The 13521-nt window shown below is 75.1% G+C and carries 10 protein-coding genes; 7 read left to right on the top strand and 3 right to left on the bottom strand.

The genetic code is table 11. The features are described from left to right. Positions 1-8: 8 nt before the first annotated feature. On the bottom strand, positions 9-980 hold the full coding sequence (locus SCA03_RS27680; RefSeq protein ID WP_030890982.1) for an NADP-dependent oxidoreductase: 972 nt from the start codon (positions 978-980) through the stop codon (positions 9-11). 136 nt (positions 981-1116) lie between these two features. Next, positions 1117-1821, bottom strand: a complete 705-nt coding sequence (locus SCA03_RS27675) for a type 1 glutamine amidotransferase (RefSeq protein WP_086814983.1) — start codon at positions 1819-1821, stop codon at positions 1117-1119. Between the two features lie 253 nt (positions 1822-2074). Between SCA03_RS27675 and SCA03_RS27670 the strand changes: the two genes are divergently transcribed. From SCA03_RS27670 to SCA03_RS27655, 4 genes are all read left to right on the top strand, one after another. Beyond that, the gene (locus SCA03_RS27670; RefSeq protein ID WP_051846488.1) at positions 2075-2827 is read left to right on the top strand and encodes a GntR family transcriptional regulator; all 753 of its coding nucleotides are present in this window, start codon (positions 2075-2077) and stop codon (positions 2825-2827) included. 79 nt (positions 2828-2906) lie between these two features. After that, positions 2907-3911: an ADP-ribosylglycohydrolase family protein gene (locus SCA03_RS27665; protein ID WP_030886409.1), complete on the top strand. Its 1005-nt coding sequence runs from the start codon at positions 2907-2909 to the stop codon at positions 3909-3911. Positions 3912-3990: 79 nt separating this feature from the next. Beyond that, positions 3991-5619: a purine-cytosine permease family protein gene (locus SCA03_RS27660; protein ID WP_230988949.1), complete on the top strand. Its 1629-nt coding sequence runs from the start codon at positions 3991-3993 to the stop codon at positions 5617-5619. Continuing rightward, positions 5616-6614, top strand: a complete 999-nt coding sequence (locus SCA03_RS27655; RefSeq protein ID WP_030890990.1) for a PfkB family carbohydrate kinase — start codon at positions 5616-5618, stop codon at positions 6612-6614. Before SCA03_RS27660 ends, SCA03_RS27655 begins: the two co-directional genes overlap by 4 nt. A gap of 63 nt (positions 6615-6677) precedes the next feature. Here SCA03_RS27655 and SCA03_RS27650 read toward each other — a convergent pair whose 3' ends face one another. Then, positions 6678-7793 (bottom strand): methyltransferase, encoded by a 1116-nt coding sequence (locus tag SCA03_RS27650; protein WP_086814984.1) that lies wholly within the window; start codon positions 7791-7793, stop codon positions 6678-6680. 203 nt (positions 7794-7996) lie between these two features. Here SCA03_RS27650 and SCA03_RS27645 point away from each other — a divergent pair, with 203 nt between their 5' ends. From SCA03_RS27645 to fdh, 3 genes are all read left to right on the top strand, one after another. Continuing rightward, positions 7997-9046, top strand: a complete 1050-nt coding sequence (locus SCA03_RS27645; RefSeq protein ID WP_086814989.1) for a 4Fe-4S dicluster domain-containing protein — start codon at positions 7997-7999, stop codon at positions 9044-9046. A 113-nt stretch (positions 9047-9159) separates the two neighbouring features. After that, positions 9160-10146, top strand: a complete 987-nt coding sequence (gene nrfD, locus SCA03_RS27640) for an NrfD/PsrC family molybdoenzyme membrane anchor subunit (protein ID WP_230988948.1) — start codon at positions 9160-9162, stop codon at positions 10144-10146. Positions 10147-10264: 118 nt separating this feature from the next. Then, positions 10265-13507 carry a formate dehydrogenase gene (fdh, locus tag SCA03_RS27630; protein WP_170298081.1) on the top strand — a complete coding sequence of 1081 codons (3243 nt, stop codon included), beginning with the start codon at positions 10265-10267 and terminating at the stop codon, positions 13505-13507. Positions 13508-13521 lie beyond the last annotated feature (14 nt).

The raw sequence follows: 13521 nt of genomic DNA, 5'->3' as shown, positions 1-13521 counted from the left end.
CCCCCCCGTCAGCCCGTCGTCAGGACCAGCTTTCCGGTGGTTCGCCCCTGCTCGCCCGACTCGTGGGCCCGGGCCGCCTGCTCCAGCGGGAACACCGCCTCGATGTGCGGGCGCAGCCGCCCCTCGTCCGCGAGCCGGGCCAGCTCCGTCATCCCGTGGTGGTCGTGCTGGACGAGCAGATCCTTCGCCCGCACGCCCAGTTCGGCCGGGCGGGTGCCGAGCGCCTGCGCGCTGCCGGGCAGGATCGTCACCAGGGTCCCGCCGCGCCGCAGCGGCGTCAGCGAGCGCCGGGTGTTCTCGCCGCCCAGGGTGTCCAGCACGATGTCGACCTCCCCGGCGGCCTCGGCCGGATCGGTCGTGCGGTAGTCCACCGGCTCGTCCACACCGATGCCGCGCAGGAACGCGTGCTTGCCCTCGCTCGCCGTGCCGACGACATGGGCGCCGCGCGCCTTGGCGATCTGCACGGCCAAATGCCCGACACCGCCGGCCGCCGCGTGGATCAGCACCCGGTGCCCCTGGCGCACCTGCGCCGTCTCCACCAGCGCCTGCCACGCGGTGAGCCCCGCGAGCGGCACGGCCCCGGCCTCGACGACGTCCAGCGCGTCCGGCTTCTTCGCGAAGGCGCGGGCCGGCGCCACGGCGAACTCCGCGTGCGCGCCCGCCCCGTACGGGTACGGCAGCATCCCGAAGACCTCGTCGCCCGGCTCGAAGAGGGTGACGCCCAGGCCGATCTCCTCCACCGTGCCGCACAGGTCCCAGCCCAGCACGAAGGGCGGCGAGCCGAGGAACATCCCCTCGCCGCGGTGCTTCCAGTCGGTGGGGTTGAGCCCGGAGGCACGCATCCGCACCAGCACCTCGCCGGGGCCCGGGGCGGGGCGCTCGACGGTGATCTCGTGCAGGACGTCCGGACCACCGAGGGTGTCCTGGCTGATGGCGCGCATGGTGGGCCGGTCCCGGCCGGCGCCGGTGTCGCTGTTCATGCACACCAGCCTGCTCACCCGCCCGGCCCGGGGCAACGCGGGGACCGCCGTCCGGCACCCCGACGACGGCGGCGCCACCGGGCCGCGACGGCGCCCCCGCACGGCGCCCGGTCGACGCCACCGCACGGCGGCCGCTTCACGGCGTCCCCGTCACCAACCGGGCGAACCGGCGGGCGAGCGCGCGCCAGACGGGGGCCGCGACCGGGTCGTCCCGCAGCGCGCGGCGGTGCACGGCCGCGTGGTCCAGGCCGTGTGCGGCGAGCGCGTCCGGGTCCCAGGCGCGCAGCCGCTCCGGGTCCGCCTCGGGGTGGAACTGGACGCCCCACGCGCGCCGGCCGACGCGGAACGCCTGGTAGGGGCAGTGCGCGCTCTCCATCAGCCAGACGGCTTCCGGCGGCAGCCGGGTGACGGCGTCCACGTGGTGCTCGATGGCGGTCACCCGGCCCGGCAGCCGGCCGAACAGCGGATCGGTGGCGGCCTCGGGCCGCACCGTCAGCTCGGTGCTGCCGATCTCCGGACGGCCGTGGCGCGCCGCCACCTCGCCGCCCGCCACCTGCGCCAGGAGCTGCCCGCCCAGACAGATGCCGAACACCGGGGTGCCCGCCGTGAGCGCCTCCGCGACCAGGGCCCGGGTCCTGGGCAGCCAGGGCGCGCGGGCGTCCTCGTCGGGCAGATAGCCGCCGCCGAGGACGACGAGCGCCTCGTGCCGCAGCCTTGGCGGCAGCCCCTCGCCGTCGCAGGCCCGTACCACGTCGGGAGTCAGCCCGTCGGCGGCCAGCCACCGGCCCAGCCGGCCCGGACCGCCCCGCGCCGCGCTCTGCACCATCAGCACCCCGGCCATCGGCACCTCCCTTTCCGCCGCCGGCCCGTCCGGCGGCTCCCTGTCCCTCGCGGGAGCCTTCCCGCCGGCCGCGGCCCCGTCCAGGGCGCGCGGGCCGACGCGTGCACCGGTCCGGACGCCCGTGCCCGGCGGAAGAGGCCCGGGACGCCCGTGCCCGAGAGGAGGGCCCGGGATCCTGTGCCCGACGGGAGGGAAGGGGCGGGTGTGACGCACGGAACAGACAGGTTCAGACAGGTGCGCCTACGGTGTGGACATGTCCGAACAGGCGCGCAAGCATCAGCGGATCGCCCGCATACTGGGCCGCGAGATCCGGACCGGCACCTGGCCGGCCGGCAGCCGACTGCCCGGCGAGCACGCGCTGACCCAGCAGTTCTCGGTCAGCCGCTCCACCGTCCGGGAGGCCCTGCGCTCCCTGGCCGACGAGGGGCTCGTCCGCACCCACCCGGGGATCGGCTCCTTCGTCAGCTTCGACGGCACCCCGCTGGACAACCGGCACGGCTGGCAGCAGTCCCTCACCGAGCGGGGCGTCTCCCCCGCGACCACCGTGCTGCGCCTGGAGACCGTCCGGGAGCCCGCGCTGGCCCTGCGACTCGGCCTGGACTCCCCCGAGTTCCTGGCCGTCGACCGGATGCGCACCCTCGCGGACGGCGTACGGCTCTCCCTGGAGTACAGCCGGGTACCGCTGCGCCCCGGCCTGGAGGACGTCCCCGCCACCGGCCTCGTCGACGGCTCGCTCACCGCGACCCTCGCCGCCGCCGGACTCGTCGTCGCCTCCGGTGAACAGCGGGCCACCGCGGTACCGCTCGCCGAGGACGAGGCGGCCCGGCTGCACCGCCCGGCGGGCACCTCGTTCCTGCGCGTGACACGCATCGGCCGCGCGCCCTCGGGGGCCGTCCTCGAACACGTCGTCAGCCTGCTGGACCCCGAACGCTTCGAGCTGCGCACCCGGTTCGGCGAACCCGGACACGGCGGAGCGGACGCCCCGCCCGGCACGCCTCCCCGCTGAGGCGGCCCCCGGCCCCGGCCGGAGGCACCCGGCGCCCGACGGACGCCGGCACCCGCACAAGGAAAACGGAAACCCGCACATGAACGACCCCCGCACCGACCGCGCCGCCGGCGCCCTCTACGGCCTCGCCCTGGGCGACGCGCTCGGGATGCCGACCCAGATCATGTCGCGCGCGGCCATCGCCGCCCGCTTCGGCCGGGTCACCGGCTTCGAGGCCGGACCGCCCGACAACCCCGTCGCCGCCGGGCTGCCCGCCGGCTCCGTCACCGACGACACCGACCAGGCCCTCATCGTCGGCCGGCTGCTGGCCGGCTCCGGCGGGCACATCGACCCCTCCCGGCTCGCCGCCGAACTGCTGGAGTGGGAGGCCGGGATGCGGGCCAAGGGCTCGCTCGACCTGCTCGGCCCCTCGACGAAGGCGGCGCTGGACGCAGTCGGCCGCGGCGTCCCCGTCACCGAGACGGGCCGCACCGGCACGACGAACGGCGCCGCGATGCGCGTCACCCCGGTCGGAGTGGCCTTCCCCGTACGGCCGTTGGACGCCTTCCTCGACAAGGTCGTGGAGTCCTGCCAGGTGACCCACGACACCACCCTCGGTGTCGCGGGCGCCGCCGCCGTCGCCGCCGCGGTCAGCGCGGCCGTCGACGGCGCGGACCTGCCCGCCGCCATGGACGCCGCCGAACAGGCGGCCCGCGCGGGCGCCGCCCGCGGCCACTGGGCGGCCGGCGCGGACATCGCGGCCCGGATCCGCTGGGCACGCGGCACCGTCGCCGGTGTGCCGGAGGCCGAGGCGACGGACCTGATCAGCGAACTGATCGGCACCAGCGTCGCCGGCCAGGAGTCGATACCCGCCGCGTTCGCCGTGCTGGAGCTGGCCGGTGACGACCCGTGGCGGGCCTGTCTGCTGGCGGCCAACCTCGGCGGCGACTGCGACACGATCGGCGCCATGGCCGGCGCGGTCGCCGGCGCCGTCACCGGCCTCGGCGGACTCCCGGCGGACGCCGTCGCGACGCTGCGCACCGTCAACGGACTCGACCTGGAGCCGCTGGCCGAGCGCCTCCTGGCCCTGCGGCGGGCCGTCTGAGCCCCCGCACCCGACACCTCCGGGGAGCGCCCGCACCGGGACGGCTCCCCGCCCTTCCGCCTCGTGAGGAGGTATGGCCATGGCTGACTCGAAGGTGAGTGAGCAGGTCGGAGCCGTGGAGACCCGCGGTATCGAACCCGTGCCGGACAGCGAACGGCACGGCCACGCGAGCCAGATGTTCTGGACCTGGTTCGCCGCCAACATCTCGCTGCTGGGGCTGCCGCTCGGCGCGACGCTCGTGGCGTTCCGCGGGCTGAACATCTGGCAGGCGGTGCTCGTCGCGATCATCGGGGCCTTCGGCTCCTTCGCGCTCGTCGGCGCGCTGAGCATCGCGGGCAAGCGCGGCGGCGCGCCCGCGCTGACGCTCTCCCGCGCCGTGTTCGGCCGCCGCGGCAACACCGGGCCGACGCTGGTGACCTGGATCAGCCGGGTCGGCTGGGAGACGGTCAACACCACGACGGCCGCCTACGCGCTGCTGTCGCTGCTGGGCATCGTCTTCGGCGTGCACCGCAACACCGTGCTGACGCTGGTGTGTCTGCTGGTGTTCATCGGCTGCACGCTGCTGATCAGCGGACTCGGCCACGCCACGATCATGTGGATCAACCGGTGGGCCACGTATGTCTTCGGCCTGCTGAACCTGGTCGTCATGGGCTTCCTGGTGGCCACCGTCGACTGGGCGAAGGTCGTGCACGCCTCGCCCGCGCCGCTCAGCGCCGTCGTCGCCGGCGTCGGTGTGATCGCCGCCGGAACCGGTATCGGCTGGGCCAACGCCGGTGCCGACTACGCCCGTTACCTGCCGCGGAAGATACCCGGCGGCCGGCTCGTGCTGGCCTCCGCGTGGGGCGCCGGCATCCCGCTCGTGCTGCTGATCTCGCTCGGCTCGCTGCTGTCCGCCGGCGACACCTCGCTGGCCTCGGCCTCCGACCCGGTCTCGGCCATCGACGCCATGCTGCCGTCCTGGATGTCCGTGCCCTATCTGATCGCGGCCTTCGGCGGACTGCTGCTCTCCAACCACCTGTCGGTGTACTCGGCCGGGCTGACCCTGGTCACCCTGGGCGTGCGGGCCAAGCGCACGGTCGCCGTCGGCATCGACATCGTCATCACCTTCGCCGGCGGCATCTACTTCATGCTCGTCGCCAAGGACTTCTACGGCCCGTTCACCACGTTCCTCACCATCCTCGCCGTGCCCATCACGGCCTGGGTGGGCGTGTTCGCCGTCGACATGCTGCGCCGGCGCTCCTACGACGCCGGTGCCCTGATGCGGCCCGGACGCTCCGGCCGGTACTGGTACAACGGCGGCTTCGCCTGGTCGGCCTGTGTGTCCTGGGCGGTGGCCATCGTCGTCGGCCTGCTGCTGACCGAGGCCAAGACCAGCGACACCGACGTGTGGTTCTCCGGCCCGTTCGCACACAGCTGGCTCGGCGCCAACGGGCTCGGCTGGGTGGTGACCTTCGCCGTCGCCGCCGTCGCCTACCTCCTGCTGCTGCCCCTGGACCGGGCGGTCCGCACGGAAGCGGCCCTGCCGCCCGCCACGGACACCGCGCACGGGGACGGCACCGGGAACGCGGACGCCCCCGAGGTCACCGGCCCCCGCCCGACCGCCGACGCCCCCGCGCCCGGCGACGGAGCCGCACCCGCCGGGGCCGCCGCACCGGAGTCGGCCGCCGCCGCACCCTCCGCACACCCCGAGCCGAGGACCCGCTCATGAGCACCACCGAACCGGCCGCAGGGCCCCGCACCCGGCTCGTCCTGGCGGGCAGCGTCATCGTCGACATGGTGCTGCGCGTGCCCCGACTCCCGGAGCGCGGCGGCGACATGCTCGCGACCGGCGCGCAGCAGACCGCCGGCGGCGGCTTCAACGTCCTGGCGGCGGCCCGCAGACTCGGCCTGCCCGCCCTCTACGCGGGCGGCCACGGCACCGGGCCGTTCGGCGACCTCGTGCGCACCGCGCTGGAGCACGAGGGCGTCGAGGCCGTCCTGCCGCCCCGCACCGACCGGGACACCGGCTACTGCGTCGCCCTCGTCGACTCCGGTGCCGAACGCACCTTCGTCACGGCCCCGGGCGCCGAGGGCGCGCTCAGCGACGAGGACGTCCGGCGCACGGCGGCGCGGCTGCGGCCCGGCGACACCGTCCAGATGTCCGGCTACTCGCTGGCCTACCCGGAGGCCGCCGACCGGCTGACGGACCTGGTGGCGCTGCTGCCGGACGAGGTGACGCTGTGCTTCGACCCGGGTCCGCTCGTCGCCGACATCCCCGAGGACCGGCTGCGTACCGTCCTCGACCGGGTGGACTGGCTCAGCTGCAACCGCCGCGAGGCGGGCCTGCTGACGGGCCTGGACGACGGGGCGGCCGCGGCCCGCGCCCTGGCGGACCGGCTGCGCCCCGGCGCGGGCGTGCTCGTGCGGGGCGACGCGGACGGCTGCTGGCTGGTGGACGGCGACGGGCCGGCCGTACGGGTGCCCGGCCGGCCCGTGACGGCCGTCGACAGCAACGGCGCGGGCGACGCGCACGTCGGCGCCTTCCTGTCCCTGCTGGGCCACGGCGCCACCCCGGCGGAGGCGGCGCGCGGCGCCAACGTCGCGGCGTCCGTCGCGGTCACCGAGCCCGGCCCGGCGACCGGCCCGACGACGGCCGAACTCCTCGCCGTGCTGGGCCCGGACGACCCGCTGACGGCGCTGCTGGAGCGGCCCGGAACCGTCTGAGGCGCCCGGCGGCCCGCCCGGGAGGCTCCCCGGCGGGCCGTCCGGACGGACTCGGGGCGGGGCTCAGACCGCCTCGGCCACGACGACCGACGACAGGGACGGTGTCGGCACGACGTGGTCGAGGCGGAAGCCGGAGCGGGCCAGCAGGTCCCGGAACTCCCCGGCGGTCCGCTCGCGGCCCCGGACGAGCATCAGCATGATGATGTCCACCGCGAACGCGGGGTGCGCACTGCCGTCCTCCGGCAGCACCGCGTCGACGACGAGCAGCCGCGTGCCCGGCTCCACGGCCGCACGCAGCACCCCGAGGATGCGCACACAGTCCTCGTCCGGCCAGTCGTGCAGGACGTTCTTGAGCAGATAGACGTCCCCGCCCCGGGGCACGGCCGTGAAGAAGTCGCCGTCCTCGGCCCGCCAACGGCCCGTCAGCGCCTCGTCGTCCAGCAGATGCCCGGCGACCGTCCCCGGCCGGTCGAAGAGCACACCGGTCAGCCCGGGGAAGCGGACGAGCACCTCGCGCAGCAGCCCGCCCCGGCCGCCGCCGACGTCCACGACCGTGCCGCTCGCGGGAAACGGACAGCTCTCGGCGATGTCCGCGTTCGACGTGCCGGGCCGGGAGGTCATCGCCGCGTCGAACAGACCGCTCTTGACCGGAGCGTCGGCCAGGTAGTCGAAGAAGGGCACGCCGAACGCGGCGTCGAAGCCGGGTTCGCCGCTGCGCAGCGTCCCGGGCAGGGCGGCGGCCGACCGGTGGAACATCTCGTCGGTGAACATCAGCACCGGCGCCCGCTGGGAGCCGGGCACATCGGACCGCAGCGCGGCACCGCTCTCCGTCAGCCCGAAGACGCTCTCCCCGCGCTGTTCGTCGTCGCTCTCGTGGGATACGGGGGATGCGGGGGATACGCGGGATTCAGGGGATGCGGGCGGTGCGGGGAATTCACGGAAGAGGCCGCGGGCGGCCAGCAGCCGCAGGACCCGGCGCAGGGGCTCGACCCTGGTGCCGGAGCGCGCGGCGAGTTCCCCGGCGGTGAGCGGGCCGTCGGCCAGGAGGTCCGGTATGCCGTGCAGCACCACGGCACGCAGCACCGAGGCATGGATGTGGCCGTACATCAGGTCGTACAGCGGCGACGGGAAGCGGGGTGCGGCACGGTCGTCCTGCCGGGCGTCCGGGGCGGTGGCCATGGGGTCACTCCTGTCGTCACGGGGTGCGGGACGACGGCCATTCTCTGCCGCCGTCGCAGGTCGCGCGCGGTTTCCCGGGATTCGCCGGGCGGCAGGCGGGCCCCGCGGGGAAACCGGACGCGGTGTGCTGGTTCCGTCCGGCCGGATCGGGGAACCGGTGCACGGACCGGCGGGCGCGAACCGACGCGAAGGAGGCGGGCAGCATGGCGAACGGAGGCTCCCGGGGGCGGAGGTCCGGCCGGGCACGGTCCGGCGGCACCGCACTGGCCGGGCCGCTCCGGGACGTGGCGGGGGACGCGGGCCACACCGGACATCCGCCGCGCATGGGCTTCTTCACCGACACCTCGGTCTGCATCGGCTGCAAGGCGTGCGAGGTGGCCTGCAAGGAGTGGAACGCGGTCCCCGGCACCGGCCTCGGCCTGACCGGGATGAGCTACGACAACACCGGGGGCCTGGGCGCGGACACCTGGCGCCATGTGGCCTTCGTCGAGCAGCGCAAACCGCTCGGCGGCCAGGAGACCGGCGCCGGGCACGACGGCACGGACGTCTTCGAGGCGGCACGGCGGCTCGGCACCGACGCGGCGTCACCCGGCCCGGGTGCCACGGCTCCCACGGCAGCGGCAGCCCCGCCGGCCGCGCCCGCCGGGGAGCCCCCGCCCGCCCCGGACGGCCGGACGGAGCTGCGCTGGCTGATGTCGTCCGACGTGTGCAAGCACTGCACGCACGCCGCCTGTCTGGACGTGTGCCCCACGGGTTCGCTCTTCCGCACCGAGTTCGGCACCGTCGTCGTCCAGGAGGACGTGTGCAACGGCTGCGGGTACTGCGTGCCGGCCTGCCCGTACGGCGTCATCGACCAGCGCGCGGGCGACGGCCGCGCCTGGAAGTGCACCCTGTGCTACGACCGGCTGGGCGCGGGCATGGAACCGGCCTGCGCCAAGGCGTGCCCCACCGACTCCATCCAGTTCGGCCCGGTGGACGAGCTGCGCGAGCGCGCACGGCAGCGGGTGGCCCGGCTGCACGCCGCCGGGGTCACCGAGGCCCGGCTGTACGGCGCGGACGAGGACGACGGGGTCGGCGGGGACGGTGCGTTCTTCCTGCTGCTGGACGAGCCGGAGGTGTACGGGCTGCCGCCGGATCCCGTCGTCACCACCCGCGATCTGCCGAACATGTGGCGGCACGCGGCGGCCGGGGCGCTGACCCTGGTGGCCCTGGCCGCCGCCGGCTTCGCGGGGGCCCGGAGGTCCCGGCCGTGAGCGGGCCGGGAGACGCGGGCCGCGGGGGCGGGACGGACGGAACGGACGGGACGGACGGAGCAGGCGGGGCGCGCGCCGGGCGGCGCCGTGGTGCGCGGGGTGAGCAGCCCGTCGTGCCGCGGGCCGAGTTCCGGGAGTTCTCGTCCTACTACGGCAGGCCGGTGCTCAAGCGGCCGACGTGGCAGGCCACCGACATCGCGGGCTATCTGTGGCTGGGCGGCCTGGCCGGCGCCTCCTCGCTGGCCGGTGCCGGGGCGCACGCGACGGGGCGGCGGCAGACGGCCCGGGTGCTCAAGTCGGGCGCGGCGGGTGCGATCTCGCTCTCGCTGGCGGCGCTCGTGCACGACCTGGGCCGGCCCGCGCGCTTCCTCAACATGCTGCGCGTCGTCAAACCGACCTCGCCGATGAACCTCGGCTCGTGGCTGCTGGCCGGCTACGCGCCGCTCACCTTCGCCGCCGCCGCGAGCGAGCTGTCCGGCAGGCTGGCCCGGGCGGGCGCCGCCGCCACCGCCTCGGCCGCCGTGCTGGGCCCGGCCGTCACCACGTACACGGCCGTCCTCCTCGCGGACACGGCCGTGCCGTCCTGGCACGAGGGCTACCGCGAACTCCCCTTCGTCTTCGCCGGGTCGGCGGCGACGGCCGCCGCCGGCCTGGGTCTGCTGGCCGCTCCCTGCGCCGTGTCCGGTCCGATGCGGCGGCTGGCCGGGGCGGGCGCGGCGCTGGAGGCGGTGGCGCTGCGGCGGATGAAGCGGCGCATGGGGCTGGTGGCCGAGCCGTACGAGCGGGGCAGCGCCGGCAGGCTGATGCGCACGGCGCAGACGCTCGGCCTCGGCGGCGCCGCGCTGGCCCTCACCGCCGGACGGCGCAGCCGGGCGGCCGCCGCCGTCTCGGGGGTGGCGCTGCTGACCGGTTCGGCGCTGCTGCGCTTCGGCGTCTTCCACGCGGGTGTCGCCTCCGCGGAGGATCCCCGGTACACGGTGCTGCCGCAGCGGGAACGGATGGCGGCCCGCGGTGACGGGACGAGCGGGCGGAGCCCGGCGGCCGGTCCCGGCGGGGCGGGCGGCCCGGGCGGCGGAACCGGCCGCCGGGGCGCAGACTGAGACGGCGCGACGGACGAGGACGAGCAGGGCGGGAAGACCGAGCGGGACGGGCAGGACCGAGCAGGCCGAGCACACGACGGAGCCGAGCACACCGACGGAGCCGAGGAAGGAGCGTGCCATGGGCGTACGGACGTGGATCACCTCGTGGCCCGTCTACCGGCAGCTGACGGGCGAGGATCCGCTGGGCCGGGGCGCGGCGGCGAAGAGCCCGCACAGCGACCGGCTCACGGCCCGGGTGGACACGGCGGACGAGGTCGTCAAGTCCGTCTGTCCGTACTGCGCCGTCGGCTGCGGCCAGAACGTGTACGTCCAGGACGGCCGGGTGACGCAGATCGAGGGCGACCCGGACTCCCCCGTCTCCCGCGGCCGGCTGTGCCCGAAGGGCTCGGCGAGCCTCCAGTTGACGACCGGGCCGGCCCGTGAGCAGCAGGTGCTGTACCGGCGCCCGTACGGCACCGAGTGGGAGCGGCTGGACCTCGACACGGCCATGGACATGATCGCGGACCGGACCGTCGCGGCACGCCGGTCCGGCTGGCAGTGGGAGGTGGACGGGGTCCGGACGCGGCGGACCCTGGGCGTCGCGAGCCTGGGCGGTGCCACCCTCGACAACGAGGAGAACTACCTCATCAAGAAGCTGTTCACCGCGTTGGGAGCGGTGCAGGTGGAGAACCAGGCCCGCGTTTGACACTCCTCCACGGTTCCCGGTCTGGGAACCTCGTTCGGCCGCGGCGGCGCCACCACGTTCCAGCAGGATCTCCAGCACTCCGACTGCATCGTGATCCAGGGCTCGAACATGGCCGAGTGCCACCCGGTGGGCTTCCAGTGGGTGATGGAGGCCAAGGCGCGCGGCGCCACGATCGTGCACGTCGACCCGCGGTTCACCCGGACCAGCGCGCTCGCCGACGTCCACGTCCCGCTCCGCGCGGGCAGCGACATCGCGTTCCTGGGCGGCCTCATCAACCATGTCCTGCGCACCGGCGCGTACTTCAGGGACTACGTCGTCGCCTACACCAACGCGCCGGTGATCCTGTGCGAGGACTTCCGGGACACCGAGGACCTCGACGGTGTCTTCTCCGGCCTGGACGCCGCCGAGGGCACCTACGACAAGAGCAGCTGGCAGTACGCGGGCATGGACGTGCAGGCGGCGTCCGGCGAGCGCGACCAGCAGTACCACCGGCGGGTGTCCGAGGCCGCGGGCGGTGAGACGCACGGCTCGGGCGGCCCGGCGCTCGGCGGCAAGGAGCCCGAACTGGACGAGACGCTGACGCATCCGCGCTGCGTCTTCCAGGTGCTCAAACGCCACTACGCGCGCTACACACCGGAGAGGGTCGAGGAGATCTGCGGGGTGCCGAAGGAGCTGTTCCAGCAGGTGTGCGAGCTGGTGACGGCGCACTCCGGGCGGGAGCGTACGACGGCGTTCGCGTACGCCGTCGGCTGGACGCAGCACACGGTGGGCGTCCAGTACATCCGGGCGGCTTCCGTGCTCCAGAGCCTGCTGGGCAACATCGGCCGACCCGGCGGCGGCATCCTCGCGCTGCGCGGCCACGCCTCCATCCAGGGCTCCACGGACATCCCCACGCTGTTCAACCTGCTGCCCGGCTACATCCCGATGCCGCACGCACACAAACAGCAGGACCTGGACGCGTTCGTCCGCGGCGAGGCCCCCGAGCGCGGCTACTGGGGCAACATGCGCTCCTATGTGGTGAGCCTGCTCAAGGCGTACTGGGGCGAGGCCGCGACGCTCGGCAACGACTTCTGCTTCGACCATCTGCCGCGGCTGACCGGCTCGCACAGCACCTACGAGACGGTGCGCGCCCAGCTGGACGGGGTGTGCCGGGGCTACTTCCTGCTGGGCGAGAACCCGGCGGTCGGCTCGGCGAACGCGAAGATGCAGCGGCTGGGCATGGCGGCGCTGGACTGGCTCGTCGTCCGCGACTTCTCCCTCATCGAGTCCGCCACCTGGTGGCGGGACGGCCCGGAGATCGAGAGCGGGGAGCTGCGCACCGAGGACATCGGCACCGAGGTCTTCTTCCTCCCGGCCGCCGCGCACACCGAGAAGGACGGCAGCTTCACCAACACCCAGCGCATGCTCCAGTGGCACCACCAGGCGGTGGATCCGCCCGGCGACGCCCGCAGCGACCTGTGGTTCACCTACCACCTGGGGCTGCGCATCAGGGCACGGCTGGCCGGCTCGACGGACCCGATGGACCGGCCCGTCACCGACCTGACCTGGGACTACCCGACGCACGGCCGGTACGCGGAGCCGTCCGCCGAGGCGGTGCTCGCCGAGATCAACGGCACCGACGCCACGGGCGCGCCGCTCTCCTCCTACGAGCAGCTCGCCGACGACGGCTCCACCTCCTGCGGCTGCTGGATCTACTGCGGCGTCCGCGCGGACGGCGTCAACCAGGCCGCGCGGCGGCGGCCCGGCCAGGAGCAGAGCTGGGTGGCGCCGGAGTGGGGCTGGGCCTGGCCCGCCAACCGCCGGGTCCTGTACAACCGTGCCTCGGCCGATCCGGAGGGCCGCCCCTGGAGCGCACGCAAGGCCCTGGTGTGGTGGGACGCGGACAGCGGCCGCTGGACGGGCCACGACGTGCCGGACTTCGCGGCCGGCAAGGCGCCCGGTCACCGTCCGCCGCGGGACGCCACCGGCCCGGACGCGCTCTCCGGCACGGACGCCTTCATCATGCAGGCGGACGGCAGAGCCTGGCTGTACGCGCCGGCGGGGCTGACCGACGGGCCGCTGCCCACCCACTACGAGCCGCAGGAGTCCCCGTTCACCAACCCGCTGCACGGGCGTCAACGCAACCCGGTGCGCCATCTCCTGCCGCCCCACCCGGACGACCGCTACCACCCCAGCGGCACCGAACCGGGCGCGGGCGTCTTCCCGTACGTGGCCACCACCTACCGGCTGACGGAGCACCACACGGCGGGCGGCATGTCGCGCTGGCAGCCGTATCTCGCGGAGCTGCAACCGGAGTTCTTCTGCGAGGTCTCCCCCGAGCTGGCCGCCGAGCGGAACCTGCGGCACACCGGCTGGGCGACGATCGTCGCCGCCCGCGGGGTGATCGAGGCGCGGGTGCTGATCACCGACCGCATGGCGCCGCTCACCGTGCAGGGCCGGGTGCTGCACCAGGTGGGGCTGCCGTACCACTGGGGCCCGAACGGCTACAGCGTCGGCGACGCCGCCAACGAGCTGACCCATCTGGTGCTGGACCCGAACACCCATATCCAGGAGGCCAAGGCGATCACCTGCGACATCGTGCCGGGCCGGCGGCCGCGCGGCCCGGCGGCGGTGGAGCTGGTGCGCTCCTACCGGCGCCGGGCCGGTATCGACGCGGGGACGGGCCGGGAGGTGTGAGCCGTCCCCGGGCC

Origin of the sequence: Streptomyces cacaoi, from assembly GCF_006539165.1 — a bacterium.
Taxonomy (GTDB): Bacteria; Actinomycetota; Actinomycetes; order Streptomycetales; family Streptomycetaceae; genus Streptomyces; species Streptomyces cacaoi.
Note: the sequence above shows the minus strand (reverse complement) of the source record. Positions and strands in the feature narration are given on the sequence as shown.

Excerpts from the sequence above, each read along its gene's own strand:
- SCA03_RS27680 (WP_030890982.1), bottom strand. The coding sequence starts at position 980 with ATGAACAGCGACACCGGCGCCGGCCGGGACCGGCCCACCATGCGCGCC.
- SCA03_RS27675 (WP_086814983.1), bottom strand. The coding sequence starts at position 1,821 with ATGGCCGGGGTGCTGATGGTGCAGAGCGCGGCGCGGGGCGGTCCGGGC.
- SCA03_RS27670 (WP_051846488.1), top strand. The coding sequence starts at position 2,075 with ATGTCCGAACAGGCGCGCAAGCATCAGCGGATCGCCCGCATACTGGGC.
- SCA03_RS27665 (WP_030886409.1), top strand. The coding sequence starts at position 2,907 with ATGAACGACCCCCGCACCGACCGCGCCGCCGGCGCCCTCTACGGCCTC.
- SCA03_RS27660 (WP_230988949.1), top strand. The coding sequence starts at position 3,991 with ATGGCTGACTCGAAGGTGAGTGAGCAGGTCGGAGCCGTGGAGACCCGC.
- SCA03_RS27655 (WP_030890990.1), top strand. The coding sequence starts at position 5,616 with ATGAGCACCACCGAACCGGCCGCAGGGCCCCGCACCCGGCTCGTCCTG.
- SCA03_RS27650 (WP_086814984.1), bottom strand. The coding sequence starts at position 7,793 with ATGGCCACCGCCCCGGACGCCCGGCAGGACGACCGTGCCGCACCCCGC.
- SCA03_RS27645 (WP_086814989.1), top strand. The coding sequence starts at position 7,997 with ATGGCGAACGGAGGCTCCCGGGGGCGGAGGTCCGGCCGGGCACGGTCC.